Origin of the sequence: Kitasatospora arboriphila (assembly GCF_039528095.1) — a bacterium.
GTDB classification, from domain to species: Bacteria; Actinomycetota; Actinomycetes; order Streptomycetales; family Streptomycetaceae; genus Kitasatospora; species Kitasatospora arboriphila.
Genome location: NZ_BAAALD010000007.1, coordinates 17,041 through 41,458, shown reverse-complemented (window position 1 = coordinate 41,458; position 24,418 = coordinate 17,041). Strand labels below are relative to the sequence as shown.

At 75.7% G+C, this 24,418-nt stretch carries 28 protein-coding genes and 1 pseudogene; 15 read left to right on the top strand and 14 right to left on the bottom strand.

Annotated elements, in window-relative coordinates:
* From ABD353_RS05855 to ABD353_RS05845, 3 genes are all read left to right on the top strand, one after another.
* A partial coding sequence (locus ABD353_RS05855; RefSeq protein WP_344622391.1) for a DedA family protein occupies positions 1 to 797 on the top strand: 797 nt, incomplete at its 5' end.
* A gap of 412 nt (positions 798 to 1,209) precedes the next feature.
* On the top strand, positions 1,210 to 1,971 hold the full coding sequence (locus ABD353_RS05850) for a GNAT family N-acetyltransferase (RefSeq protein WP_344622390.1): 762 nt from the start codon (positions 1,210 to 1,212) through the stop codon (positions 1,969 to 1,971).
* 158 nt (positions 1,972 to 2,129) lie between these two features.
* Positions 2,130 to 2,648: a TIGR00725 family protein gene (locus tag ABD353_RS05845; RefSeq protein WP_344622389.1), complete on the top strand. Its 519-nt coding sequence runs from the start codon at positions 2,130 to 2,132 to the stop codon at positions 2,646 to 2,648.
* Between the two features lie 116 nt (positions 2,649 to 2,764).
* Here the strand turns inward: ABD353_RS05845 and ABD353_RS05840 are convergent, their stop codons facing one another.
* Both ABD353_RS05840 and ABD353_RS05835 read right to left on the bottom strand, forming a co-directional pair.
* A complete protein-coding gene (locus ABD353_RS05840) occupies positions 2,765 to 2,908 on the bottom strand; it encodes a tyrosine-protein phosphatase (RefSeq protein ID WP_425555085.1) in 144 nt (47 codons plus the stop codon).
* A 93-nt stretch (positions 2,909 to 3,001) separates the two neighbouring features.
* The gene (locus ABD353_RS05835; protein WP_344622388.1) at positions 3,002 to 3,301 is read right to left on the bottom strand and encodes a hypothetical protein; all 300 of its coding nucleotides are present in this window, start codon (positions 3,299 to 3,301) and stop codon (positions 3,002 to 3,004) included.
* 144 nt (positions 3,302 to 3,445) lie between these two features.
* On the opposite strand from ABD353_RS05835, the gene ABD353_RS05830 reads away from it, so the two are divergent.
* The 3 genes from ABD353_RS05830 to ABD353_RS05820 all read left to right on the top strand — a co-directional run bounded on the left by ABD353_RS05830 (position 3,446) and on the right by ABD353_RS05820 (position 5,646).
* A complete protein-coding gene (locus ABD353_RS05830) occupies positions 3,446 to 3,646 on the top strand; it encodes a helix-hairpin-helix domain-containing protein (protein WP_344622387.1) in 201 nt (66 codons plus the stop codon).
* 232 nt (positions 3,647 to 3,878) lie between these two features.
* Complete coding sequence (locus tag ABD353_RS05825; protein WP_344622386.1) at positions 3,879 to 5,129, top strand: SLC13 family permease; 1,251 nt, start codon at positions 3,879 to 3,881, stop codon at positions 5,127 to 5,129.
* A 4-nt stretch (positions 5,130 to 5,133) separates the two neighbouring features.
* Positions 5,134 to 5,646, top strand: a complete 513-nt coding sequence (locus ABD353_RS05820) for a universal stress protein (RefSeq protein ID WP_344622385.1) — start codon at positions 5,134 to 5,136, stop codon at positions 5,644 to 5,646.
* Positions 5,647 to 5,825: 179 nt separating this feature from the next.
* On the opposite strand, the gene ABD353_RS05815 is transcribed toward ABD353_RS05820, so the two are convergent.
* Positions 5,826 to 6,659, bottom strand: coding sequence for a helix-turn-helix transcriptional regulator (locus ABD353_RS05815; protein WP_344622384.1), 834 nt, complete (start codon positions 6,657 to 6,659; stop codon positions 5,826 to 5,828).
* 158 nt (positions 6,660 to 6,817) lie between these two features.
* On the opposite strand from ABD353_RS05815, the gene ABD353_RS05810 reads away from it, so the two are divergent.
* Together ABD353_RS05810 and ABD353_RS05805 are read left to right on the top strand one after the other, a co-directional pair.
* Entirely contained in the window at positions 6,818 to 7,585 is a 768-nt protein-coding gene (locus tag ABD353_RS05810; RefSeq protein ID WP_344622383.1) for an SDR family oxidoreductase, read from the top strand.
* Between the two features lie 47 nt (positions 7,586 to 7,632).
* Positions 7,633 to 8,124 (top strand): HIT family protein, encoded by a 492-nt coding sequence (locus ABD353_RS05805; RefSeq protein WP_344622382.1) that lies wholly within the window; start codon positions 7,633 to 7,635, stop codon positions 8,122 to 8,124.
* A gap of 40 nt (positions 8,125 to 8,164) precedes the next feature.
* On the opposite strand, the gene ABD353_RS05800 is transcribed toward ABD353_RS05805, so the two are convergent.
* Positions 8,165 to 8,596, bottom strand: coding sequence for a GNAT family N-acetyltransferase (locus ABD353_RS05800; protein ID WP_344622381.1), 432 nt, complete (start codon positions 8,594 to 8,596; stop codon positions 8,165 to 8,167).
* 112 nt (positions 8,597 to 8,708) lie between these two features.
* On the bottom strand, positions 8,709 to 9,737 hold the full coding sequence (locus tag ABD353_RS05795) for a LacI family DNA-binding transcriptional regulator (protein WP_344622380.1): 1,029 nt from the start codon (positions 9,735 to 9,737) through the stop codon (positions 8,709 to 8,711).
* A 97-nt stretch (positions 9,738 to 9,834) separates the two neighbouring features.
* On the opposite strand from ABD353_RS05795, the gene ABD353_RS05790 reads away from it, so the two are divergent.
* Together ABD353_RS05790 and ABD353_RS05785 are read left to right on the top strand one after the other, a co-directional pair.
* Entirely contained in the window at positions 9,835 to 10,830 is a 996-nt protein-coding gene (locus ABD353_RS05790; protein ID WP_344622379.1) for an ROK family protein, read from the top strand.
* A 300-nt stretch (positions 10,831 to 11,130) separates the two neighbouring features.
* Positions 11,131 to 13,956 carry a hypothetical protein gene (locus tag ABD353_RS05785; RefSeq protein WP_344622378.1) on the top strand — a complete coding sequence of 942 codons (2,826 nt, stop codon included), beginning with the start codon at positions 11,131 to 11,133 and terminating at the stop codon, positions 13,954 to 13,956.
* A 287-nt stretch (positions 13,957 to 14,243) separates the two neighbouring features.
* On the opposite strand, the gene ABD353_RS05780 is transcribed toward ABD353_RS05785, so the two are convergent.
* From ABD353_RS05780 to ABD353_RS05770, 3 genes are read right to left on the bottom strand one after another with little or no spacing between them, the layout of a single operon-like run.
* Positions 14,244 to 14,672, bottom strand: a complete 429-nt coding sequence (locus tag ABD353_RS05780) for a phosphotransferase (protein ID WP_344622377.1) — start codon at positions 14,670 to 14,672, stop codon at positions 14,244 to 14,246.
* Positions 14,645 to 15,106 (bottom strand): phosphotransferase, encoded by a 462-nt coding sequence (locus ABD353_RS05775; protein WP_344622376.1) that lies wholly within the window; start codon positions 15,104 to 15,106, stop codon positions 14,645 to 14,647. Before ABD353_RS05775 ends, ABD353_RS05780 begins: the two co-directional genes overlap by 28 nt.
* On the bottom strand, positions 15,103 to 16,020 hold the full coding sequence (locus ABD353_RS05770; RefSeq protein WP_344622375.1) for an aminoglycoside phosphotransferase family protein: 918 nt from the start codon (positions 16,018 to 16,020) through the stop codon (positions 15,103 to 15,105). Before ABD353_RS05770 ends, ABD353_RS05775 begins: the two co-directional genes overlap by 4 nt.
* An 89-nt stretch (positions 16,021 to 16,109) precedes the next feature.
* Between ABD353_RS05770 and ABD353_RS05765 the strand changes: the two are divergent.
* Positions 16,110 to 16,931: pseudogene (locus ABD353_RS05765) on the top strand (IS5 family transposase).
* A gap of 610 nt (positions 16,932 to 17,541) precedes the next feature.
* Here ABD353_RS05765 and ABD353_RS05760 read toward each other — a convergent pair.
* From ABD353_RS05760 to ABD353_RS05745, 4 genes are all read right to left on the bottom strand, one after another.
* Positions 17,542 to 17,970 carry a hypothetical protein gene (locus ABD353_RS05760; protein ID WP_344622374.1) on the bottom strand — a complete coding sequence of 143 codons (429 nt, stop codon included), beginning with the start codon at positions 17,968 to 17,970 and terminating at the stop codon, positions 17,542 to 17,544.
* A 243-nt stretch (positions 17,971 to 18,213) separates the two neighbouring features.
* The gene (locus tag ABD353_RS05755) at positions 18,214 to 19,131 is read right to left on the bottom strand and encodes an alpha/beta fold hydrolase (protein ID WP_344622373.1); all 918 of its coding nucleotides are present in this window, start codon (positions 19,129 to 19,131) and stop codon (positions 18,214 to 18,216) included.
* On the bottom strand, positions 19,128 to 19,715 hold the full coding sequence (locus ABD353_RS05750) for a TetR/AcrR family transcriptional regulator (protein ID WP_344622372.1): 588 nt from the start codon (positions 19,713 to 19,715) through the stop codon (positions 19,128 to 19,130). Before ABD353_RS05750 ends, ABD353_RS05755 begins: the two co-directional genes overlap by 4 nt.
* Before the next feature lie 84 nt (positions 19,716 to 19,799).
* On the bottom strand, positions 19,800 to 21,155 hold the full coding sequence (locus tag ABD353_RS05745; RefSeq protein WP_344622371.1) for an alpha/beta hydrolase family protein: 1,356 nt from the start codon (positions 21,153 to 21,155) through the stop codon (positions 19,800 to 19,802).
* Positions 21,156 to 21,503: 348 nt separating this feature from the next.
* On the opposite strand from ABD353_RS05745, the gene ABD353_RS05740 reads away from it, so the two are divergent.
* Positions 21,504 to 21,812 (top strand): immunity 53 family protein, encoded by a 309-nt coding sequence (locus ABD353_RS05740; protein ID WP_344622370.1) that lies wholly within the window; start codon positions 21,504 to 21,506, stop codon positions 21,810 to 21,812.
* A 15-nt stretch (positions 21,813 to 21,827) separates the two neighbouring features.
* Here the strand turns inward: ABD353_RS05740 and ABD353_RS05735 are convergent, their stop codons facing one another.
* Complete coding sequence (locus ABD353_RS05735; protein WP_344622369.1) at positions 21,828 to 22,238, bottom strand: YrdB family protein; 411 nt, start codon at positions 22,236 to 22,238, stop codon at positions 21,828 to 21,830.
* A gap of 279 nt (positions 22,239 to 22,517) precedes the next feature.
* On the opposite strand from ABD353_RS05735, the gene ABD353_RS05730 reads away from it, so the two are divergent.
* From ABD353_RS05730 to ABD353_RS05720, 3 genes are all read left to right on the top strand, one after another.
* Entirely contained in the window at positions 22,518 to 22,712 is a 195-nt protein-coding gene (locus ABD353_RS05730; RefSeq protein WP_344622368.1) for a hypothetical protein, read from the top strand.
* A gap of 118 nt (positions 22,713 to 22,830) precedes the next feature.
* A complete protein-coding gene (locus ABD353_RS05725) occupies positions 22,831 to 23,373 on the top strand; it encodes a GNAT family N-acetyltransferase (protein ID WP_425555084.1) in 543 nt (180 codons plus the stop codon).
* Between the two features lie 22 nt (positions 23,374 to 23,395).
* Positions 23,396 to 23,911 carry a GNAT family N-acetyltransferase gene (locus tag ABD353_RS05720; RefSeq protein ID WP_344622367.1) on the top strand — a complete coding sequence of 172 codons (516 nt, stop codon included), beginning with the start codon at positions 23,396 to 23,398 and terminating at the stop codon, positions 23,909 to 23,911.
* A 37-nt stretch (positions 23,912 to 23,948) separates the two neighbouring features.
* On the opposite strand, the gene ABD353_RS05715 is transcribed toward ABD353_RS05720, so the two are convergent.
* Positions 23,949 to 24,392 carry a hypothetical protein gene (locus ABD353_RS05715; protein WP_344622366.1) on the bottom strand — a complete coding sequence of 148 codons (444 nt, stop codon included), beginning with the start codon at positions 24,390 to 24,392 and terminating at the stop codon, positions 23,949 to 23,951.
* Between the last annotated feature and the right edge of the window lie 26 nt (positions 24,393 to 24,418).

The window sequence follows — 24,418 nt, the reverse complement described above, 5'->3', positions numbered from 1 at the left end:
CCACCCGACACCCCCCGCGCGGGGCACCCGCCACCCGCCGCCGGGCGGCGGGGGGGGTGCGCCCGGTGACCGGCGCGGCCCTGGCGGCACTGGCCGCGGACTCGGGCACCGCCGAGTCGGTGGGCTTCCCGGCCCTGTTCCTGCTGGTGGCGCTCGGATCCGTCGTCCCGGTCTTCCCCACCAGCATCCTGGTCAGCGCGACGGCCGCGGCGGCCGTGCACTCCTCGGCGGTGCCCCGCGACGTGGCGCTGGTGGTCGTCTGCGCGGGCCTCGGCGCATGGTGCGGGGACGTCACCCTCTACCGCCTCGCCGGGCAGGCCGGCGGACGGTTGGAGGCCCGGATCCGGCCGAAGTTCGACCATCCGCGGGTCCAGGAGGCCGAACGCAGGCTCGACGAGCACGGCCGGACCGTCCTGGTGCCGTCCCGGCTCGTCCCGGGCGGGCGGATCTTCATGATCGCGGCCTGTCTGCTCTCCGGCTGGCCCGTCCGCCGCTTCGCCGTCGGCGAGGCCCCGGCCGCCCTGCTGTGGGCCGCCACGTACACCCTGATCGGCGCCCTCGGCGGCGCTCTCTTCGACCAGACCTGGATGGGCGTCCTCGCCGCCGTCGGCCTCGTCCTGCTGGTGGGCGGCGCGGCCGTGCTCTGGCGCCGCCGTCGCCGGGCCCGCACCGGACTCCCGACCGCACCGGGCCCCGGCGGAACGGGCACCGGCGGGACGGGCCCCGCGAACGGGACGGGCGGCACGGACACGGCGGACGGCACGAGCGGTACGGACGGCGCGGACGGCGACCGGTGACGTTCCGGCGACCGCCGGGCCGGGACCACCGGATGCCCGGACGCCCGGACGCCCGGACGCCCGGACGCCCTGACGCCCTGACGACCGCTCAACCGGCAACGGTTGCCAGGCGGTGCGTGTGCGTGGCAGGGTGTGAGCCGCGCTCCGCACGGGGGCGCGCACTCACCCCCAAGGGAATGAAGTCCATGGTCCCGGCGTCCCTCAGCGGCCGCCGTCGGTACTGAGCGCCTGCCTGCTGCGCAGCCTCACGTACCACGCCCGTCTCACGGCGGCCCCACGCGCGGTGCTCCGCACCGCCTGCCATCGCCCTCCGCGGCGGTGGCGCCGGCTCGTACCGGCCCGACATCCAGTGCTGCCCGCCACCGGTGCGGGTGTGCACCCACCCTTGTCTTGACGTGAGGTCATCATCACCGTGGACACCCCTGTCCAGAGCTTCGCCGTTGCCAACCTGCGCCGCCGTCCCCTGGTCGTCGAGACCGGCGGGTTCGTGGCGGGCTTCGACCCCGACACCACCAGCCCCTACATCAACTACGCGACCCCGCTGCCCGGCGCCGAGCCGACCGCGGCGGACGTCGCCGGCCTGGTCGCGGCGTTCCGCGACCGCGGCCTCAAGCCGCGGCTGGAGTTCGCGCCCGACTCGGCTCCCCTCGTCGAGCGGGCCCTGCTCGCGGCCGGCTTCACCGTGGAGGCCGTGCACGAGTACCTGGTCTGCACCCCCGCCACCCTGACCCCGCCCCGGTACGGCGACGCGCCCGTGCCGACGGTCGAGGCACCCGGCGGGGACACGGACTACGCGGCGATCGACGCGGCCCTGTCCGAGGCGTTCGCCGGCGAGTTCACCTCCTCCCCGGAGGGGGCGGCCCGCCTGCGCCGGACCGAGGACGGCGGCGGCGCCGACCGCTTCGTCCGCTCCCCCGACGGCGGCTGCGTCGGCGGGGCGATCTGCTCGGCCCCGGCCGTCGGCACCTCGGAACTGGCCGGCGTCGGCACCCGGCCCGACTACCGCGGTCGCGGCATCGCGGCGGCGGTCACCGCCGAACTGGCCGCGACGATGTTCGGCCGCGGCGCCTCGTCCGTCTGGCTGGAGTACTCCGGCGAGGGCTCCCGCCGCGTGTACGAGCGGGTCGGCTTCCGCCCGCAGGGCCGCCGCCTCTACATCGCCCTGGAGGGCTGACCCGGCGACGCCCCGGTGCGGCTGGCCCCGAGCGGGGGTCGGCCGCACCGCGGCGCACCGGAGGGTCACTCCGACGGCGCCGGTACCGGCCCGGCCTCCCGGCCGGCGCCCGATACTGCCGGTGTCGCCCAGTACCCGCATCCGGCCCGGAGGTCGCCATGACGTCGCAGGACCCACCCGCGGCCGGACCACCGTACGTGGGGGTGATCGGCCCGGGCGGGGCGGGCCCGCAGGAGTGCGCCCTGGCCCGCAGGGTCGGCGAACTGCTGGCCGGGCACGGCGCGGTGCTGCTCTGCGGCGGGCTCGGCGGGGTGATGGAGGCGGCCGCGGCCGGGGCGCGCAGCCGCGGCGGACTCACGGTCGGGCTGCTGCCGGGCACCGACCGCGCCCGGGGGAACCCCCATCTGACGGTGGCCCTGGCCACCGGTCTCGGCGAGCTGCGGAACGGGCTGCTCGTGCGGGCCTGCGACGCCCTGATCGCGGTCGGCGGCAGCTGGGGCACGCTCAGCGAGGTCGCCCTCGGCATGCGCCTCGGCAAACCGGTCGTCTCCCTCGCGGGATGGGACCTCCCGAACGCACCCGCCACCGCCTCCCCCGTCCCGGCGGGCACCCCGGAGGAAGCGGTGGCGGCGGCGCTGGGGGCGCTGGGAGCCCTGCGCGACCGTACGGACGGATAGCCGCACAGGGCTACGGGGAACGGCGCGGCACCGCGCTGTGGACGGCGGGATCCGTCCGCACTCCACGTCCGGATCGCACGGCTCCCGGCGCTCCTCGGGCCGTACCCGTCCCGCGGTCAGTACGTCAGGAGTCGGCCGTGCAGGTCGCGGAGGTCCTGGCGGGAGAGGCCGAGGCCCTGGCGCAGGTAGGTGTCGAAGGTGCCATACTCCTGCTGCACCTCGCCGAAGCCCGCGGCGAGGTACTCCGGCCGGACGTCCAGCAGCGGCTTGTGGACGGCCCGGTGGGCGGGCGGCAGGACGGCCGGGACGGTGGCGTTCTCTCCGGATCGCGGACGGCGCCCGCCGACGGAGTGTCAGATGCCGCCCGCGGCGGCGTGCCGCTCGGCGTCCCGCAGGGCGTCCGCCGCAACGCCCAGCCGCTCGGTGGCGGTGCGGAGCGTGGTTCTGCCGTCCGGGGTGTGCATCCGGTCGGGGAAGGTGCCCGCCACGTCCCGGAGCGCCTCGACGGCTGCGGCCAGCGCGCCCAGCAGGTGCGGCTGGTCGGCGAGCGGCACCGGCTCGCGGTGGGCGCGGGCCTTGGCGAGCGCGGTGTCCCGGGCCTGCTTCTCGACCGCCTTCAGCGCATCGACGATCCCTGCCAGGGCGCTGTCCATGCCGTCTCCCTCCGGTTCGGGACGGCCCCGACCGGCCGCCCTCCCCCCTCGTGGTACCCGTCCGCCCGGCGGTCGGGAACCGACGACACGCCGGGTTCCGGCACCGGGCCCGACGCCGGTGCGGGATGCGGCAGGATCGGCGGCATGACCGACCAGCCGCAGGGCGACCTCCCCCGGAACATCGGCGCCCCCGCCACCCGCGCGCTGACCGGCGCCGGCTACACCCGCCTCGACGACCTGGCCGGGGTGCCGGTCGCCGAGCTGAAGAAGCTCCACGGCATGGGCCCCAAGGCCCTGGAACGGCTCCAGGCGGCCCTGACGGAGCGCGGCAAGTCGCTCGGCTGACCCGGCGTCGGCCGCGCCCGCGCCGGCCTGCCCGGCCTGCCCGGCCTGCTCGGCTTGCCCGACCGGTCGGCGAGGACCTGCCGGAGCCGGTGTGCGGACCGCCGCACGGCTCTGGTTCGATCGGGACCGGAGTCGTCGGTGGTCCGCCCCGGTCCGGCCCGGGGTGCCGCAGGGTGCGCCGGTGCGGCCGCCCGGTGTGCGGCGCGGTGTCGGTGAGGAGCGGAAGCGGAACATGTCGTCGTCCGAGGTGTTGTCGGTCGGCCTGCTGGTGGTGGTGCTGGTCTGCGCGGTGGTCCGGCCGTTCGGCTGGCCGGAGGCGGTGGTGGCGGTGCCCGCGGCCGCGATCGCGGTCGGCACCGGTGCGCTCTCCCTGGACCACGCCCGCGAGGAGGCGGCGCGCCTCGGCCCGGTGATCGGGTTCCTCGCCGCGGTGCTGGTGCTCGCCCGGCTCTGCGCCGACGAGGGGCTGTTCCGGGTGTGCGGGGCCTGGATGGCGCGGACGGCCGCCGGCCGGCCCCGCCACCTGCTGGTCCAGGTGTTCGCGGTCGCCTCGGCGATCACGGCGGTGCTCAGCCTGGACGCGACCGTCGTCCTGCTGACGCCGGTGGTGTTCGCCACCGCGGCCCGGCTCGGCGCCCGGCCCAAGCCGCACGTCTACGCCTGCACCCACCTGTCGAACACCGCCTCGCTGCTGCTGCCGGTCTCCAACCTGACCAACCTGCTCGCGTTCGCCGCGAGCGGCCTCGGCTTCGTCCGCTTCGGTGCGCTGATGCTGCTGCCCTGGCTGGTGGCGATCGCTGTCGAGTACGTGGTGCTGCGGCGCTTCTTCGCCGCCGACCTCGACGCCGGGGCGGATGCCGCGGCGGCCGACGAGGTGCCCCGGATGCCGCGGTTCGCACTGGTCACCGTCGCCTGCACGCTGGCCGGCTTCGTGCCCGCCTCGGCGCTCGGGGTGGACCCGGCGTGGGTGGCCTGCGCCGGAGCGCTGGTCCTCGCCGCGCATGCGCTGGCCCGGCGGCGGACCACCGTGCTCACCGTGGTGCAGGCGACCAGCGTGCCGTTCCTGGCCTTCGTCCTGGCGCTCGGCCTGGTGGTGCGCGCCGTGGTGGACAACGGACTGGCGGACGCGCTCGGCCACCTGGTGCCCACCGGCCAGGGGTTCGCGGCCCTGCTGGGGATCGCCGCGCTGGCGGCCGTCCTGGCGAACGTGATCAACAACCTGCCGGCGGTACTGGTGCTGCTGCCGCTCACCGCCCCGTCCGGGGCCGGGGCGGTGCTGGCCGTCCTGCTGGGCGTCAACATCGGGCCCAACCTGACCTACGCGGGCTCGCTCGCGACCCTGCTGTGGCGGCGCATCGTGCACGCCCACGAAGGGGAGGTGGACCTCGGCGAGTTCACCCGGCTCGGACTGCTCACGGTGCCGGCTTCCCTGCTCCTGTCGGTCGTGGCACTGTGGGGCTCCCTGCAGGTCGTCGGAGGATGAGGCCGTGGCGGTCGTGGTGTGGGTGGCCGAGGGCACGTGGCGTGCCTGCGTCGATGCGGCCCGGGTGCACGCCCCGCCGGACGCGGAGGTCGTGCTGCTGCACGTGAGCGACCGCGCCGTGCCCGGCGCCGCGCACGGCGCCTTCGCCGGGCTGATGGGCCGTCGGCACCCGCGCGGGGACCACGCCGACGGCTGGGGCAGCGACCCCGGCAGCCGGATGGAGGAGCTCGCGGACGCGGCCGGGCACCGGCTGCTGGACGTCGCGGCGGAGCACCTGGGGCGTCCCTGCCGCCGGGTCGAACGGGCCGGGCGGACCGAGCGGGAGGTGGTGGCCGCCGCGGAGGGCGCGGACCTGCTGGTGCTGGCCCGGGACGGCGACCGCACCGGCCTCGGGCCGCGCAGCCTCGGACCGGCCGCCCGGTTCGTGGTGGACCACGCGCCCTGCCCCGTCCTGCTGGTCTGGCCCGGTGCCGCGCCGGGCACGGCGACGCTCCCGCCGGAGCCGGACCGGCGGTGAGGCCGCGGCCCCGGGGTCGGCCACGATCACGGTGACGCCTGTTCGGCGGTGCTCGGTGGCCGCGGGGCGCGGACGGGGCCATGCTGAAGGTCGAGCGTCCCGCCGTGAACCCCCGAGCACGGCGGGGCGCGCTGTGCTGTGCGGGGCCTGCTGTACCGGGCCGTGTCGGTCCGGGCGGGTCAGACCGGGACGGCGGCCGAGAGGGCGGCGAGCCGTTCGGCCTCCGGCGAGCCCGGCTCGGCCGTGTAGACGACCAGCAGCAGGGCGGGGTCGCCCGGCAGGGCCAGCGTCTCGTAGCCGAGGTCCAGCAGACCGGCCGTCGGGTGCCGCAGCAGTTTCCGCCCGTGGGTCTTCTCGGCCACCGCGTGTCCGTCCCAGAGCCGCCGGAACTCCGGGCTGCGTGCCGACAACTCGCCGACGAACGCGGCCGCCCGCCGGTCGGCGGGGTGGCGGGCCGCGTCCAGCCGCAGGTGGGCGACGGTCTCCGCGGCGACCTGCTCCCAGGCCGGGTAGAAGGCGCGGGCCCGCGGGTCGAGGAAGGCGTGCCGGGCCATGTTGCGCTCGCCCTCCGGGAGGTCCGACAGCCCGAGCAGCGCCTCCGCCGGGGCGTTCCACGCCAGCACGTCCATGCACCGGCCGAGCACGAAGGCCGGGCCGGCCAGCATGTCGAGGACGAGCCGCACCCCGTCGCGGACCTCCGCCGGGGCCGCCGCGACGGCGTCCTCCCGGGGCGGCCGGGCCAGCCGGTGCAGATGGGCCCGCTCGGTGGCGTCCAACTGCAGCACCCGGGCCACCGCGTCCAGCACCTCGGTGGAGGTGCCGCCGCCGCGGCCCTGCTCCAGCCGCACGTAGTAGTCCACGCTGACCCCGGCCAGCTGCGCCACCTCCTCGCGGCGCAGCCCGGGCACCCGTCGGCGCCGTCCGTACTCCGGGAGGCCGAGCGACTCCGGTCGGACCATGGCGCGGCGGGCGCGGAGGAAGGCGCCGAGTCCGTCGCGATCACTGTTGCTCATGCCCCGACCCTACGGATCTTCCGGGGCCGTCGAGGGTGGTCCTGGCAGACCCAGGAAAACCACGGCCCTGGGTGGGCACGGCCGGGAGCGGCAGGCTCGGGGACGTCAAGGAAACGACGGCGGGACGACCGCCGCTGATCCCCTCCCAGGAGCCCACCATGTCCTACTCCTCCCTCTCCGGCCGTGTCGCCGTCGTCACCGGTGCCGCGAGCGGCATGGGCGCCGCCACCGCGAAGCTGCTCGCCGCGAACGGCGCCGCGGTGGCGCTGCTCTCCCGCCGCGAGGACCGGCTGAAGGAGCTGGCCGCGGAGATCGGGGCCGCCGGCGGCCGGGCGCTCGCCGTGCCGGCCGACGTCACCGACCAGCGGTCGGTGGACGGGGCCGCCGAGCGGGTCGCGGCCGAACTCGGCCGGGTCGACCTGCTGGTCGCCGCCGCCGGCGTGATGCTGCCCAATCCGGTGGACGACGGCCGGATCGACGAGTGGACCCGGATGATCGACACCAATGTCACCGGTGTGCTGCGGGTGGTCCGCGCCTTCACCGGCGACCTGGTGGCCACCGCCGCCGGGGGCCGCACCGCGGACCTGGTGGCCGTCTCCTCGATCGCCTCCCACGTCTCCTTCCCCAACTACGCCGTCTACAGCGCCACCAAGGCGGCGCTCACCCACCTGGCGACCTCGCTGCGCAGCGAGTTCGGCCCGCGCGACGTCCGGGTCTCCACCGTGGAGCCCGGCCTGACCGACACCGAGCTCGGCGCGCACATCGACAACCCCTCGCTGGGTCTCGACGGCCAGCTCGGCGCGATGTTCGACGCGATCGGGCCGCTCTCCGCCGAGGAGATCGCCGACGTGATCGGATTCACCGTCAGCCGCCCGCGGCACGTGAACCTCCGCCACCTGGTGGTGCTGCCGACCCGTCAGGCCTGAGCGGTACCGGCCGCCGCCCGGTGATCACGGCGAGATAGGGTCGGGGGATGACTGAGGACTGGCGTTCGGACCGGATCGGCAGCGCCCTGCGCGGCGAGAACCCCTCGGTGCTGCGGCGCCTCGGGGCGGGCTTCGCGGTGATCGGGGACGTGCAGTTCCTGCCGGGGTACTCGCTGCTCCTGACGGACGAGCCGGGCGTGCAGCGGCTGTCGGAGCTGCCGCGCGGGCGGCGGATCGCCTTCCTCTCCGACATGGAGCGGCTCGGCGAGGCCGTCGAACTGGCCTGCCGCCGCCTCGACCCCGCCTTCCGCCGGGTGAACCTGGAGATCCTCGGCAACACCGACGGCTACCTGCACGCCCACGTCTGGCCGCGGTACGAGTGGGAGCCGGCCGACCTCGTCCGGATGCCGGTCTGGCTCCACCCCGAGGAGAGCTGGACGGGTGCGGACGCCGCCCTCGGCCCGCAGCACGACCCGCTCCGCGCCGCCATCGCCGGCGAACTGGACCGGCTGGCCGCCGAGGACGCCGACGGCAGCTGAGCTGCCGAGCTCCCGGACCTCTGGCGGTGGGCCGGCGGGCTCACTGCGCGCCGAGGGCCATCCACTTGCCGGGGTCGTCGAGGGGCGCGAAACCCACCTTGGCGTACACCTCGTGGGCGTCGGCGGTGGCCAGCATGATGCGGCGCAGCCCGAACGGGGCCACGTGGTCGCGGACGGCGGCGGTCAGGGCGGTGCCGAGGCCCCGGCCGCGCGCGTCCGGGGCGACGTAGACGTCGCAGAGCCAGCCGAAGGTGGCGCCGTCCGTCACCACCCGGGCGTAGCCCACCTGGGCACCCGAAGCACTCTCGTACACACCGAAGTTGAGCGAGCCGTCGATCGCCCGTTCCTGCTTCTCCCGCGGACGGCCGAGCGCCCAGTAGGCGTCCTCCGACAGCCATCGGTGGACCAGCGCCCGGTCCAGGCGCTCGGGGTCGGTGGACAGCTCGTAACCGGTGGGCAGATCGGTGCTCATGGCCCGCATCCAAGCAGGCCGGGCCGCCCACGGGCCACCGGATTGTCCGCGGGTACCCGGCCGCCGGGCCGGTCCGGTCGGGGTCGTGGTCCTTCGGCCGGTGGTCCCCCGGTCAGGCGGGCGGGAGCTCGCCCGAGCCGCGGACGATCAGTCGGGTGGGCAGTTCGACGCGTCGCGGTGGGGAGGTGTCCCGGCCGAGCCGGTCGAAGAGCAGGCGGGCGGCCGTCCGGCCGAGCGTCTCCGGGTCCTGCGCGACCACGGTGAGGCCGGGGCTGAGCAGGGCGGCGAGTTCGAGGTCGTCGAAGCCGACCACGGCGGGCCGGGCGGGCAGCCCGGCGAGGGCCTGGAGGGCGGCGAGGGTGACCCGGTTGTTCGCGGTGAAGAGTGCGGTGACCGGCTCGGCCCGCCCGTCCGGCCCGTCGGTCAGCAGGCGCCGCACGGCCCGGCCGACCGTCGCGGGGTCGGTCGGGCCGGTCGCGATCCACCGTTCGTCGACCGGCAGTCCGGCCGTCCCCATCGCCTCGCGGTAGCCGCGCAGCCGCTCCGCGCAGGTGTGGATGTGCGGCAGGTCCCCGACGAAGCCGATCCGGCGGTGCCCGTGCGCGATCAGGTGGGCGGTGCCCGCGGGGGCACCGCCGGCGTTGTCGCTGAGCACCGCGTCGGCCTCGATCCCGGCGCCGGGTCGGTCCAGGAAGACCACCGCGAGACCGGAGGCGGTTTCGGGCAGCAGGTAGCCGTGGTCGCCGCCCGCGGGCACCACCAGCAGCCCGTCCACCCGGCGGGCGCACAGGGCCAGGGCCAACTCCCGTTCGCGGTCCGGGTCCTCGGCGCTGGAACCGGCGAACAGCAGACAGCCGTGCTCGCGTGCGACGGCCTCCACCCCGCGGGAGAGCGTCGAGGAGAACGGGTCGCCGATGTCCTCCAGCACCAGGCCGACGCTGGCGGTGGAGCCGGTGCGCAGCAGCCGGGCGCTGTCGTTGCGGCGGAAGCCGAGTTCGGCGATCGCCGCCCGCACCCGGGCCGCCATCGCGGGGCTGACGCCGGACTCCTCGTTGACGACCCGGGAGACGGTCTTCAGTCCGACGCCCGCCGCGGCCGCGACGTCCTTCATGGTGGGCCTGGCGGCAGGTCGGCTGTTCATGACCACGCAGCATACGGACCCCGACGGCGCTGGACAACGTTGTCAGGCTCGGCCAGAATCGACCCCCGTACCACCGCACCTGCCCCGGAGCACCACCATGAGCAGCGCCAGGACGGCCGGCCAGGCCGCACCCGGAACCGACGCCCCCGGCCTCGTCGCCGCCCTCGACATCGGCGGGACGAAGATCGCCGGCGGACTCGTCGACCCCTTCGGCCGGCTGCTGCACCAGGTTCAGCGGCCCACCCCGGCCCGCGAGGACGCGGGCACCGTCCTCGGCGCCGTCCACCGCGTCCTCGACGAGCTCTCCGCGCACCCGCTGTGGGGCGGGGTGCGGTCCCTCGGCATCGGCAGCGCCGGCCCGGTCGACACCTCCGCGGGCACCGTCAGCCCGGTCAACATCGCCGCCTGGCGCGGCTTCCCGATCGTCGCCGAGGCGGGCGCGCACCCGGCCGTCCGGGGGCTGCCGGTGGTGCTCGGCGGCGACGCGGTGGCGATGACGGCGGCCGAACACCGTTACGGCGCCGCCCGCCCGTACGCCGACGCGCTCTGCCTGGTCGTCTCCACCGGCGTCGGCGCCGGGCTCGTCCTGGGCGGCAGTGTCCACCACGGGCGGACCGGCAACGCCGGTCACCTCGGCCACATCAGCGTCGACCTGGACGGTGACCCCTGCCCGTGCGGCTCGCGCGGCTGCCTCGAGATCCTGGCCAGCGGCACCGCGATCGCCGCCCGCGCCGTCCGGGACGGCTGGCGGCCGACGGGGACCGACACCTCCGCGTCCGCCGTCGCCGAGGCCGCCCGGGCCGGCGACCCGATCGCGCTCGCCTCCTTCGACCGCGCCGCCCGGGCGCTGGCCGCCGGCATCGCCGCGACCGCCACCCTGGTGGAGATCGAGGCGGCCGTGATCGGCGGCGGCGTCGCGAGGGCCGGGGACGTCCTCTTCGACCCGCTCCGCCGCCACCTGCACACCTACGCCGCCCTGCCGTTCGCCGCCGGGCTCACCGTCCTGCCCGCCCACCTCGGCACCGACGCGGGGCTGGTCGGCGCCGCCGCCCTGGCCCTCGACGAGCTGTCCGGCCGGGAAGGTGCCGGGTAGTCGATCCGACCACGTGTCGTGACGCAGGTGCCGTGCTCTTCACGGTCGAGGTGTTCGCGGCTGTTCCGCCGTACCCGTGCTCCTCTGATCGGAAGCGGGAGCATCACGGCCGCTGTCGATCGCCGGTCGGTGGAGTCGGACGAGGACCGCGGCGGAACCCGGTTCCCCCTGTGTTCCGGCGGTCTTCGCCCGTGCCTCGTGCCCCGGCCGCGTCCGGGCAGGTGTGCGGGCCGGTCCGTTGTCGCCGCCCCCCGCTACGGTTCCTGCCGGCACCACGGCGGTGCGGGAAGGGCGGGAGCAGTGAACGACGGCGCGGCCACGGTGATCGGATGGGACGAGGTGCGGGCCCTGATCGCGGCCCGGTTGCCGGGCGCGGTGATCGAGCGCCTGTCCGGGGTGCCCGCGGACCGGTTGGACCATCTCCGTGCGCCGTTGCGGCGGCTGCGTTCCGAACTGCTCCGCGACGCGGTGTCCGCCGAGGCGAACCGCTCCTTTCCCGCTCACGGACAGCTGGCGGCACTCCGGGCAGCCGGCCTGTCCGCCGCCCGCACGCCGGTCGAGGCCCTCGGCTGGCTCACGGACCGCCGCCTGCGGGACGCCACCTGGCCGCTGGCCGACGGCGGCTCCACCAACGCGGACCACCACGCGCTGCTCCGCGTCCTGCTCGAGCCCCACCGCAGCACCGCGTGGCAGCGTGAGCTCGCCGTCCGCCTCGCCGAGTGGCTGCCGGCGCGCGGGGACGGTCCCCGCTGGCTGGTGGCGCACGGCCTCACCGTCTGGTCCGGGGCGGAGGTGCCGGCCACCGACGGCTACGTCACCGGGTGGCTTCGCGAGGGCGGCCTGATGCGGCACCACCACCGCGAGATCGCCGAGTGGTTCGCCGACCAGGGCCTGCGCGAACCGGTGCCGCACCACGACACCCTGCTCTCCTGGCTGCGCGCCCAGCCCCGGCTGGCCGAGTTCGTCCGCCGGCTGTTCGAAGTCCCGGACGTCGGAGGCGAGTTCGCCGATCCGCATGCCGCCCGGTCCGGACCCGGGAACGTGTGGCCCGAGGCCCTCACCGCGCTGGCCGCCGAGGGCGTTCTCGACCGCGCCGAACTGCTCGACCACTGCCTCGGCAAGCTGCTCCGCGGCGACCGGCCGGGCAACCTGCGCGGATTCCTCCACCTGCACGACGCACTCGCACCGGACCCGGACGAGGTCCTCGCCCGCTCCCGCGACTACCTCCGGCTGGCAGCCGACGGAGCGCCCACCGCCGCCAGGGCCGCCCAGGCGGCCCTCCGTACCCTCGACGACCGGCTCCCTGCCGACACCTTCGCCGAGCTCACCGAGGCCGTCCTCGGCCGCCCCGAGAAGACCCTGGCCACCGCCCAACTGACCTGGGCCGGCGCCGTGCTGCGACGCCACCCGGCGCAGATCGACGCCCTGCTTCCGGCGGTGGCCGCCGGATTCGCCCACCCGGCCACCGAGGTCCAGGACAAGGCCCTGCGGCTTGCAACCCGCCACCTCGCGCAGGCGGGGCCCGACACCGTCCGCGCCCTCCGCACCGCGGCCCAAGGGCTCGGGCCGGTGCAGGCGGTGGACGCCCGCCGCCTGCTCGGCACGGACGACGCCACGGCCGACGCGGACACCGCCCCCTGGGCCGGTGCCGAACCGCTGCCGTCGGCCGCCCCCGGGCCCGCACCGGCCCGCCCGATGCCGCCGGCCGTGTCCGGGCCGCACGAGCTCGCCGAGCGGCTGGCCGCCCTGCTGGCCGATCACAGCCCGGAGCCCGTCGAGTTCGAGGCGGTCCTCGCCGCCGCCGTCGCGGAGCACCACCGCGACGCACCGGCGCTCGCCGAGGCACTCGCCCCGCTCGCCGCCCGACGCGGCCGCGGCCGGCTGCGCCCGGGCGAACTGCGCAGCAGCCAGGCGGCCCTGGGTTGCCTGCTCGACATCCTGGCCGGGGGCGATCACGGCCACGACCCCGACGGTTACGCCGCGGAACTGTGCGCCCTCCCGACGCACCTCCGTACCGCTCCCGTGCTCTCGGCACTGCGGGTGTTCGAGGCCGTGTCCCACCTCGCCGCCCAGCGGGCCGACCAGAGCGGCTCCGGCGGCCCGGTGCCGTTCCTGCTGGCGACGCCGACCGGTGCCGACGGTGCGCTCGACCCGGCCGTGCTCGCGGAACGGATGGATGCCTGCCGGGCGGCCGGAACCGTCCCGTGGCCCGTCGACCTCGCCCAGGCGCTGCTGCGGCTGCCGCCTGACGCGGTGGCCACGGCCGCCGACCGGGCCCGCGGGCTCGGCGCCGTACTGCCCACCCTGGCCCTGGAGGTGCCGGAGGGCTTCCACGTCCAACGCCCGGACATGCCCGAGCGGACGGGGCCGTACGGCTGGCAGCCGCCGGTCACTCCGCGGATCGTCCCGTGCGGCCGTCCGGGACCGGACCTGGCGGCCGTGGCACCGGCCGACCGGCCCGCCGTACTGCTGTCCGGGGTACCCGATCACGGTGAGTCCGCGTTGTTCGCCCGGGGCGGGCACTGGGCGGGCAGCCCGGCCTGGCTCGCGCAGTTGCCCGCCCAGACGCCCTGGCACCCGGAGTCCGCGGCGGCCCACACCGTCCCGTCCCTCGCCGTCCAGGCGGTGGACGGCGACGGACCGCGCGGGGCGAACCCGGTGCTGCCCCTCCTCGCCGAGGCCCCCGGCATCCCGGGCCCGGTCTGCCACCTCGCCCTCGCGTACGGGCTGACGGCCGCCCGCGCGGACCACCGCACGGCCGCCCTGGACGCGCTGCTGACCATGGCCGCGCGCGGAACCCTGCGGGGGCGGGACCTCGGCGAGCGGCTCGCCGGGCTCTGGGAACTCACGGTCGCCAAACCGAACCGGTTCCTGCCCGTGCTCACCGGCGCGGCCGGCAGCGTCGCGGGCCCGGCGGTGTGGCCCGTCCTCGCTGAACTGATCGCGAAGCCCGCCGCCGCACCGGCCCGCCGCCGCACCGGGGACCTGCTGACCACGGCCGCGGAATGCGCCACCGCCTCCGGCATCCGAGCCGACCTGTCGGCCCTCGACACGCTCACCGCTCCTGCCGCCCCCAGGCGGGTCCGGACGGAGGCCGCCCGGCTCCGTGCGGTGCCGGCCACCTGACACCGGTCCGACCTGCCGGTCCACGGACCAGTGGGTGACACCGGCTCCGGGCCGGTGGTCCGCGCGGGCGGTGGGCACGTTCGGATGCGGCGGCGGGGCGGGTGCGGCGGCGGGGCGGGTGCGGCGCCGATGTCGTCGACCCGGCGCACTCACGGCTGCAGGTCGCCGGGTCCGCGAGCAACGCGATCGGGCAGGTCCTCGCAGGGAGTCGGCGGACGGCTGAGGTCCCCGGACGCCGGACCCCGGCGACACCGTCGGCCCGCGCCGTCGGAATCGGGCAGGCCCGGTCAGCCCTCGTCGAGCAGGGCCAGCAGGCGGCGGGCCTGGTGGTCGGCGGTGCCGGGCGGGTTGCGCGGACGGTCCGGGCGGTCCATGGCCAGCAGGAAGAGCCACAGCAGGGCGAGCAGCCGGCGGCAGTCGACGAGCCGGGCGGACTCGGCCGGCGCGAGGTCGAAGTGGCCCAGGAAGGCGGGCACGTCCAGGCCGCCGTCCAGCCACGCCGAGACGTGCTCGGTGATCTCGGCGAGTTCGTAGGCGCGGTCGCTGCGTCCCGACTCCTCGAAGTCGACCACCCGCACCCGGGTGCCGTCCCAGAGGTAGTTCGCGAGATTGCCGTCGCCGGGGCCGAACACCGCGGGCACCCGGGCGGGTTGCGACTCCCCCGCGATGTCCGAGGCGTCGAGCCAGGTCAGCCCGGCGTGCAGTGCCGCGGCCACGGCGGGGGACGCGTGCACCGGCAGCCCGGCCGCCAGGCGCGGATCCGGGCCACCAGCTCCGGCGGTCGTCCGGGGCGGAGCGGCACCTGCGCCAACCGCCCGGCCGGCACGCAGTGGTGCAGCTCGGTGACGGCTTCGGCGAGCGCCCTGGTCTGCCGGCCGTCCAGCGGCACGCCGCGCAGCGGCCGGCCGGGGAGCCAGGTCATCACGATGCGCGGTCCGTGGGCGCCGGGGGCGGCCTGCAGCAGCGTGGGAGCCAGCCCCGACGCGTGGGCGGCGAGCAGTTCCAGTGCCCGCCGTTCACGGACGTGCCGCACGGTGTCGCCGGGCGGGAAGGTCTTGGTGACGGTGTCGGCACCGGCGTCGAGTTCGATCGTGTGGGTGTTCCACGGGCCCGTGCTCGTGGCACCGGCCGGCCCCTTCGGCGGGATCACGGGTGGGCCGTGGCCAGGAGGCGGCGCAGGGCGGCGTGCGCGGGCGGGCCCCAGGTGGGCTTGCCGCCGGGTCGGCCGCGCAGGCCCGCCTCGCCGATGAGCAGGCAGCCGAAGGCGCGCAGCAGTGCCCAGCCGCGGGCGCGGCGCAGGGTCGCGGCGTCCGGGGTCGGCCGGTGGGCACGGTGGAAGCGGTCGAGGGCGCCGTCCGGCAACAGGATCCACGCCGAGGCGAGGTCGCAGGCCGGGTCGCCCGCGCAGAGGTCACCGAAGTCGATCACGCCGCAGAGGGTGCCGTCGGCGGTGAGGACGTTGGCCGGGTGCAGGTCGCCGTGGAGCCACAGCGCCGGGCCCGTCCACGCAGGTGCGGCAAGAGCGTCCGCCCAGATGGCCCGAACGGCGTCGGGGTCTTCGACGAGTCCGAGCCGGACGGTCTCGGCCAGGCCGCCCTCGAAGTGGCCGACGTAGTCGGTGAGCGGACCGCCGCGGTCGCGACCGGCGGGCGCCCCGGCGGGGGCCGGCCGGTGCAGCGCCGTCAGGAAGGCGGCCAGGGCATCGGCCGCGTCCTCGGCCCGGGTGACGGGGGCGCGGTCGGCGGGCGTGCCCGGCACCCACGTGGTGACGAGCCACGGCCGCGGGAACCGCTCCGAGGGCTCGCCCCATCGCTGCGGGACGGGGGTCGGCAGCGGCAGCTGCGGCGCGAGCCCTGGCAGCCAGGCGTACTCCTTGCGCAGCAGCCCGTCCGCGGACCCGGTCGCCCACGGCAGTCGGACGGCCAGGTCCTCGCCGAGCCTCCAGAGCTGGTTGTCCCAGCCGCGCGCACCGAGACTGACCGGGCGGTCGGCGAGGTCCGGGTGCTGATCGCGGATCAGCTCCCGGACCAGCGCGGCAGTGATCTCTATCTCGGTGTGCGTCATGCGGAGCAACACTAAGAACCTCTAACAAAATGATCAACGGCGTGGTTGGATTTCACTTGGCGTCATATTGATCAAGCTGGGGGTTCCGGGTGGCGCGGCCGAAGCCGTGGGAGGTCGGCGACGAGCTGTGGGCGGTGATCGAGCCGCTACTTCCGAAAGTCGACGTCGCTCCCGCCACCCGGGCGGAAGCGTCTGGACGACCGCAAAGTGCTTCAGGGGATCCTGTTCGTTCTCCATACCGGGATCTCCTGGGAACACCTGCCGCAGGAGTTGGGGTTCGGCTCGGGGATGACCTGCTGGCGGCGGCTGGCCGAGTGGCAGGAGGCCGGTGTGTGGCAAGGACTCCATGAAGCCCTGCTGGCCAAGCTCCGAGCCGCGGATGTCCTGGACTTCTCTCGTGCAGCGGTGGACTCCTCGCACGTCAGAGCCCTAAAGGGGACACCAAGACGGGACGAAGCCCTGTTGATCGGGGCAGGTCGGGCAGCAAGCATCACTTGATCACCGACGCGAACGGCATCCCGCTTGCCTTCACGCTGACCGGCGGCAACCGAAACGACGTGACCCAGCTGATCCCGCTGCTGGAGGCAGTCCCGCCGGTGCGCGGCAAGCAGGGCCGGCCGCGGCGTCGCCCCGATGTCGTCCTCGCGGACCGCGGCTACGACCACGACAAGTACCGCCGCCTGGTGTGGGGCCTCGGTGTCCGGCTGTTGATCGCCCGCCGGAACACGGAGCACGGCTCCGGCCTGGGCACCCAGAGGTGGGTCGTCGAGCGGGCGTTCGCCCTCCTGCACCACTTCCGACGGCTGCGGATCCGTTGGGAGGTCCGCGACGACATCCACGAGGCGTTCTTGAGCCTGGGATGCGCACTGATCTGCTGGAGGCGGCTCACCTCTGCCGACCGGACATCCTAGAAGGGCGGCCAGTCGGCACCAGCCGGAGGCGTAGGACGTAGCCGCTCACGCTTCTCGCCTCGCACGTCAACAGGCCAGCGGCCGTCGATCACGATGGCTGCCTCCCTGCAGCCTGGGCAGGCGTCGTCCGAGTCAGGGAACCACGGGTAGGGCGAGGTGACCACGCCCTCCTGCTGTATGCCGCACAAGGTTGCGCCGAAGTAGCCGTACGCATGGGAGACGCCGGTGGGAAGTTCTGCGGCATCGGCGCGCTCCCACCGCATGTGCACGGGCTCGTACCACGACCGGCCGACCAAACCCGGATGAGCACCCAGCTCGGTCCACGCGTAGCACCAGGGGCAGACCCACGCCTCCTTCACCCGCGAGTCCGCCGTCGGCACTCGTCGCATTTCATGCCCGCACACGTCACACGTCACAGGCCGATCCTTCCACCCTCAACTGACCACGCCGCCCCGGCATCGCTGCAGCGGAGCCAACCCATCGAAGGGTCACGCACCACATTTCGTTAGGAGTTCTAAGCCGCCGTGCTCGGAGCCGCCCTCGCCGGTCTCCGATCGTTGTGGCTGCGCCGATGCGGGGCGGCCGGCTTGACGGCGGCCGCCCCCGCCGTTCAGTGGTCGTTGTTCACGACGTGCGTGACCTCGCCGACCGGGCCCGAACCGGACTTGGTCAGGTACATCCGGAACCTGATGTTCACCTCGGGCAGGTTGTGGAAGGCAATGCCGTCGCCGGCGTTGGCGGTCTGTACGTCACCGGCGCCCGACGCCTTCAGCGTGTACAGGAGCTGACCGGTGCCGTCCATGTAGACGTCGAGGACGACGCTGTAGCCGTCGGCGTCGTAGTCGGTCAGGAAGACGTAGTCGCCGTGCTCGGCGAAGCACAGGCGTCCGCCCTGGTCGACCGAGCCTATCGAGTCCGACTCGTCGGTGTACCAGACGTGGTCGCAGTCGACGGCCTGCGCGGGGGAGGCCACGACAAGGGTTCCGGCGGTGACGGCGAGCGCCGCCGCGCCGGCGGTGAGCAGTTTCTTCATGCGCATGAAGTGGAACCTTTCGAGCGGAGCGGATCCGGATCGGCCGGTGGGCCGGACAGATGAGGATGGACGGCCCGGCCGGTCGACACGTTCTTGCCGGACGCGGTGATCGCCGTCCCTCGCCGACGCCGACGATATCCCCCAACAGTCGACCCGATGCTCCCGATTCGGGGTCGTCGTGGGTGCGGCGCATGCCGGCATCCTTCCTCGGGCGGGCCGACCTCGGCCAGCGGTTTGCGGTGCCGTGGCTCAGGTTGCCGGGGCGAGGAGGCCGAGGAGCCGGTGGGCGAAGGCGGCGGGGTGTTCGACGGCGCCGAGGTGGCCGCCGGGGAATTCGGCGAGGTCGCGGTGGAGGAGGGCGGCGAGGCGGGAGGCCGGGCCGTGGAGCGGGAGTTGGTGGCGAGAGTCGCGTCCGGCGGCGGGGACGAGCCTGTCGGCGACGGGGCGCAGGGCGGCCAGGTCGGGCGGGGTGGTGGCGAAGGGGTAGAGCATCCGGTCGAGGAAGACGGGCAGGTTGGCGTGCATCCGCGGCGCCATCTCCTGGATCTCGGGCGGCAGTTCGGTGGCCTGCTCGGCGACGGCCTCCGGTGTCCGGCCGGAGTCCCGGTCGGCGTCGGCGTCGGGATCCGCGTCGGAGTCGGCGTCGGGCTGCCCGTCCCCCAGGCCCTCGCTGAACCGGGCCATGGCGGCGGCGATGCCCTCCGTCCGGTAGGTGTCGCGGACTTCGGCGAAGAGGGCCTTGTGCGGGGCCGGGTCGTCGAGGAGCTCCAGCAGGGGCGGCTCGTGGGCGACGACGCGGCGCACCCGCCCGGGGTGCCGGGCGAGCAGGTCGACGGCGACGATCGCGCCCGAGCTGCAGCCGAGTACGTCGGCCGTGCCGTCGGGCGAGAGGTGCTCGATCAGGCGGCGGGCGTCGTCGCTCCAGACGTCCACCCGCTGGTCGGTGAGCGGCCCGTCGAGGGGGCTGCGGGAGAGGCCGCGCGGGTCGTAGGTGACGACGGTGTACCGGGCGGCGAGTTCGGCGTACATGCCCGCGTACATTCCGGCGTCGCCGGCGCCGCCCGGGAGGAGCAGCAGGACGGGGCCGCTGCCGCGGACTTCGTGGTGGAGGGTGGCGCCGGGGACGGCGAGGGTGCCCGTCCGGGTGATGGTGGTGGCGGTGGTCATCGGGGGCTCCGGTCGGGTCGGGCGGGCCAGTTCTCGAGCAGGACGTGGAGTGCGTCGAGCGAGCGGTCCCAGGATTCCTGGACGGTGCGGGGGTGGCCGAAGCCGCCGCTGAGTTCGAGGTGGATGTAGCCGTGGAAGGCGGCGCGCAGCAGCCGGCCGGCGTCGGTGAGGTCGGGCTCGGCGAGGCCGTAGGCGCGGAGCATGCCGTAGGTGAGGCCGGCGCTGCGGCGGACGACGGCCGAGTCGGCGATCTCCTCGGGGGTGAACTGCAGTTGGGTGGCGGCGTAGCGGCCGGGGTGGGCGAGGGCGTACTGCCGGTAGGCGTCGGCGAAGGCGACCAGGGCGTCCTTGCCGGCCCGGCCGGCCACGGCGGCGGCGATGCGGTCGGTCATCTCCGCGCCGCCGAGCAGGGCGATCCGGACGCGCAGCTCCCGGAGGTTCTTGATGTGGGAGTAGAGGCTGGCGTCCTTGACGCCGAAGTGCCGGGCGAGCGCGGAGACGGTGACGCGGTCGAGTCCGACCTCGTCGGCCATCTCCGCGGCCGCCTCGGTGAGCTTCGCCGCCGTGAGTCCGGCACGCACCATCGCCCGACCGCCTTTCCTAGGGTCTCTAGGTTTTAAGCTAGCACCCCGAGGAAGCGGGCGGCGGGCGTTTTCTCCGGGCGCGGGTCAGTCCACCGGGCGCAGCTCGGGGAACCGGTCGGTGGGGCGGTCGAGCAGCCCGCCGTCCCGGTGGCGCAGGGTCCGGTCGAAGAAGGCCGCGGTGCAGGCCCGCTCGGCGGCGACGGCCCGCTCCGGGTCGACCGTGCCGATCAGGTCGGCGGCGGTGCCGGGCGGCAGGTCCAGCTGCCGGGCGAGCTGCGGCACGATCGACTCCAGGTCGGTGTAGCTGCCGTGCGCCGCGCCGGTCAGGGTGAGGTCGCGGTGCCAGCCGGTGCTGTGCTGCCAGAGCGCGCCCCAGGACGGGTTGGTGCGGTGGTCGTTGCCCTCGCTGCCCATCAGCAGGAAGGGCCGGTCGAGGCCGTCGGTGGCGACGGTCGACGGGTGCGCCGGGTCGTGGTCGTCGCCGACGTAGCCGATCACGCCGTCCAGGTTCTCGCCGGCCGCGATCCGCGGGTCGTCGTGCATCGTCTGCAGGGCGGTGAAGCCGCCGGCCGACTGGCCGAACATGCCGATGCGGCCCGGGTCGAGCACCGCACCGAGGCCCTGCGGCAACCGCCGGTGCTCGGCGTCCGGGTTGCGGCCGGCCGCGAGCGCGCCGACCTGGTCCAGCACGAAACGGGTGTCCGCGACCCGGACGTCGACGAGCTTGCGCAGCAGCGCGGTGAGCTTCGCCTCCGCCTTCACCGGGTCCGGGTCCTGGACGGCGGCGACCTCGGCGTCCATCCGGCTCGCCGCCACCCGGCCGCCGGGGAACTCCACGGCCGGCGCCTCGTAGGTGTGGTCGACCGTCACCACGACGTACCCGCGGGAGGCGAGGTCGTCGCCCAGGGTGGTGCCGAACGCGGCCGGGTCACCGCCGCCGGGCGAGTACAGCACCACCGGGCGCGGCCCGCCGCGGAGGTCCGCGGGGGCGCCCTCGTGCGCATGGGTGCGGGTCTGTGCCCAGGCCACCCGGTCCATCGGCAGGCCGCCGCCGTTGCGGTACATCGTCTCGAAGACGGCCGCCGCCGCGGCCGGCATCTGCGGGGCGGTGGGGTAGTGCCCGGCGTCCCGGGCCGGGTAGCGGACGGTCACCATCACCTCGCGCGGGCCGGACCCGGTCCACGGCTCGGGCCTGGCCGGGTCCACCAGGTGCAGCGACACGGTGCCGACCGGGTACGGGCCGCTCGGCGCGGGCAGCACCAGCCGCGCCCGGGGCAGGCCGTCCGCCGCCGGAGCACCGACCGCAGCGGCCGGGGCGAGGGCCGCCGCTGCGGCGGCCGCGAGCAGCACGGCGAGCGCGGTGGCGCCGCGCAGACGGCGGCGGGCCGCAGTGGCCGTCCGGGCGGCGGACGAGCGGGTGGTCGAGGTGCTCAGGGGCATGGCTGAGGGCTCCCGTCGGATCGGAACGGTAGGTCGTACACCTGCCGTTCCCTCAGACTCTCCCGCACGACAGCCTCATGACATCCCGTACACCCCCGGACGCGGGGTGGGGACAGCCCCCGGAGCGGGCTCCGGCCAACGCCGCACGGCGTCCTGAACCGTCCCGTGAGCTCCGCGTGATGCCACCGACGGGGCCCGCCAGAAGCCCGTCGGGTGGCTCGCCGGCCGCGGGTGCCCGGTTCACCGCCGGGCACGTCGCCACCCCGCTCTGCGCGCCGCCCCCGCGCGGCACCGCGCGGTCGAGCAGGCGGACGGACCCCTGCAGCCGTCGCACTGGCATCTGCGAGCATGAGCGATTCGACGCAGGTCCTCGACTGGCTGCAGAACTGGTACGCCGACCAGTGCGACGAGGACTGGGAGCACGAGTGGGGCGTGAAGATCGCCACTCTCGACAATCCCGGCTGGACCGTCACCATCGACCTGGAGGAGACCGACCTGGAGGACTGCGAATTCGCCCGTCAGGACGTCAACCGCAGCACGCACGACTGGCTGTGGGCCTGGACCTCCGAGAAGGCCTTCCACGTCAGGTGCGGCCCCGCCAACCTCGCCGAGGCCCTCACGCTGTTCCGCGACTGGGCGACCGGAAGCACCTCCTGACGGACCTCACGGACCTCATTCCGGCGTCCCGGTGGAGCGGCGGCGGGACGTCTCGGCGAGGGTGGTGTTCAGCACGATCACGCCCGCGAGGACGTACGCCGCCGTGGGGTGGCCCAGGCCGTACAGGGCGGCCGCGCCGCCGCCGAGGACCAGCGCCTTCACCAGCAGCACCCAGGGCAGGGCCGGCCGGTAGCGGGCCCGGGGTGCCGCGAACAGGCCCCACAGGACCACGGCCGCCGCGGGCAGCCCGAGGCCCAGCAGCACCCGCCCCGCCGTGCCTCCGCCCTCCGCGAACCCCCACCACGCCAGCAGTACCAGGGCCGCCAACTCCAGTAGGAACGCCAGCAGTTCGTTGGCCGTGAACCACGGCCGGCCGGCCGGTCCGGCCACCGCCTCGGCCGATCCGTTCCGTGTCTTGCGCACCATACCCGGGTCCTCCCCCCGCCGTGCTCCCCGCCGCCGGCTGCGCGGCCGCCCCAGCATGGCACGCGGGCCGCCGGAGCGGGTGCCGTCCCGTTCAGCGGCCTCACCCGGCACGGTGACGCTCCGTCATGTCGGGGTCCGAGCGGGAGATCGGCAGGGCTTGCGGACATCGCGTGAAGGCCCGCGCCGGTCCGCGGAGCGGCCGGGATGATCGGCCGCGAACGCCGGCGCAGCGTCGCGCCGGCGGCGGACGGAGGTGTGCGCGTGGCGATGGGTGTCTCGGTGAGCAGTCCGCCCCACCCGCATCTGGGCCGGGCGGTCCGCGACCGGCGGGACGGCCGCTGCGGCACCATATCCGGCCAGTTGGTCGAGCGGGACACCGAGACCGGGCGGCTGCTGCGCCGCCGGATCTTCGTCCGTCCGATGGGCGGCGGGATCGAGTGGGAGGCCGCGCCCGAGGACCTGGTGCCGGCCTGAGCCCACCGCGCCGCGGCACCGGGTGTGGCAGGATGCGTCGGTGATCACCGACCCGCCCCTGCCCGCCGTGCCCGCGGTGGTGCCCGCCATGGTGCCCGCCGTGGTGCCCGAGGGCCGGATGGCCGCCGCGGCGCAGCCGGTGCTGGCCGTCTCCGCCGGGCTCGAACTGCGGCCGTGGCGCCCGGAGGACGCCGGTGCCCTGGTCGCGGCGGGCCGGGACGCGGCGATCCGGCAGTGGAACCTGCTCGCCGTGCCCACGGCGGAGGACGCCCGCCGCAGGATCGCCCGCATGCAGCAGCGCTGGCAGGCCGAGGAGGCGGCGATCTGGGCGATGGCCCGCCCCGGTGGCGAGGCCCTCGGCCTGGTCGGCTGGAACGACGTCGACCTGGCGGCGGGCAGCGCCGAGATCGTCTACTGGGTGCTGCCGCACGCCCGCGGCGGCGGTCTGGTCGTCGAGGCGGTGCGCCGGGCCGGCCGGTGGGCCCTGGACGAACTCGGCCTGCACCGGCTGACCCTGTGCCACTCCACCGCCAACCCGGCGTCCTGCCGGGTCGCCGACAGGGCCGGCTACACCGTCGAGGGCACCATGCGCAGCGCCCTCCGCCATGCCGACGGCTGGCACGACCAGCACCTGCACGCGCTGGTCGCGGGCGATCTCTGACGGACGTTCAGGAGGTACTGCGGTGTTCACCGTTCCCGGGACCGTCCGGACGCCCCGGCTGACCCTCCTGCCGCTGGAGGCCGCCCACGCCGAGGAGATGGCGGAGGTGCTGGACGACCCCGCGCTGCACGCCTTCACCGGCGGCCGTCCGCTGCGCCCCGACGAACTCCGCAGCCGGTACGAGCGGCTGGTCGCCGGCTCCCCCGATCCCGGTCAGATCTGGGCGAACTGGGTGGTCCGGCTGGACGCGGCCGACCGCCTCACCGGGACGGTCCAGGCAACAGTGACCACCCACGGCAACGGCGACGGCCGGTGCACCGCGGAGATCGCCTGGGTGGTCGGCACCGGGTGGCAGCGCCGCGGCATCGCGACCGAGGCGGCGCGGGGCATGGTCGCCGCGCTCACGGCCGCCGGGGTGGAGCGGTTCGTCGCCCACGTCCACCCCGGGCACCGGGCGTCGGCCGCGGTCGCCGCCGCCGTCGGGCTCGCGCCCACCGGCCATGTACAGGACGGCGAGGTCAGGTGGGAGTCGGGCTGACCGTCGCCCACCGCCGGTCGCCGCCCACGGACGGGTCTCACGCGCTGCTCGTCCGGCGGCGCGGGGCACGGCCGGCGAGCCAGGCGACGGCGGCGAGGAGGCCCGCGAGCGGGCCGAGGAACGGGGCCGGGCTGGTGTGGAAGACCGTGCTGCCGAGCACCCCGACGAGCTGCCAGCCGGCGCCGAGCACCGCCGCGGCGGAGAGCCAGTGCCAGCCGTCCCGGCGGACCACGGCGAACGGCAGCACGAGCACCGCGACGGTCTGCAGTGCGAAGCCGAACCGGAACCAGCCGAGCCAGACCGCGTTCCACCACGCGCCGTGGGTACCCCGCCGCCCGAGGTCGTCCCGGTACTCCAGGAAGGTGGTGCCGTCCGACCACCACGGCCAGAGGTAGAGGCCGACCAGCGTGAGCGTCGCGGCGGCGATCGCCAGCCAGGCGTGCCCGGCACGGCCGGGCTCCCGTTCCTCGAGAAAAGGCATGTGTCCCCCCGGTGGTGTGCGGCACC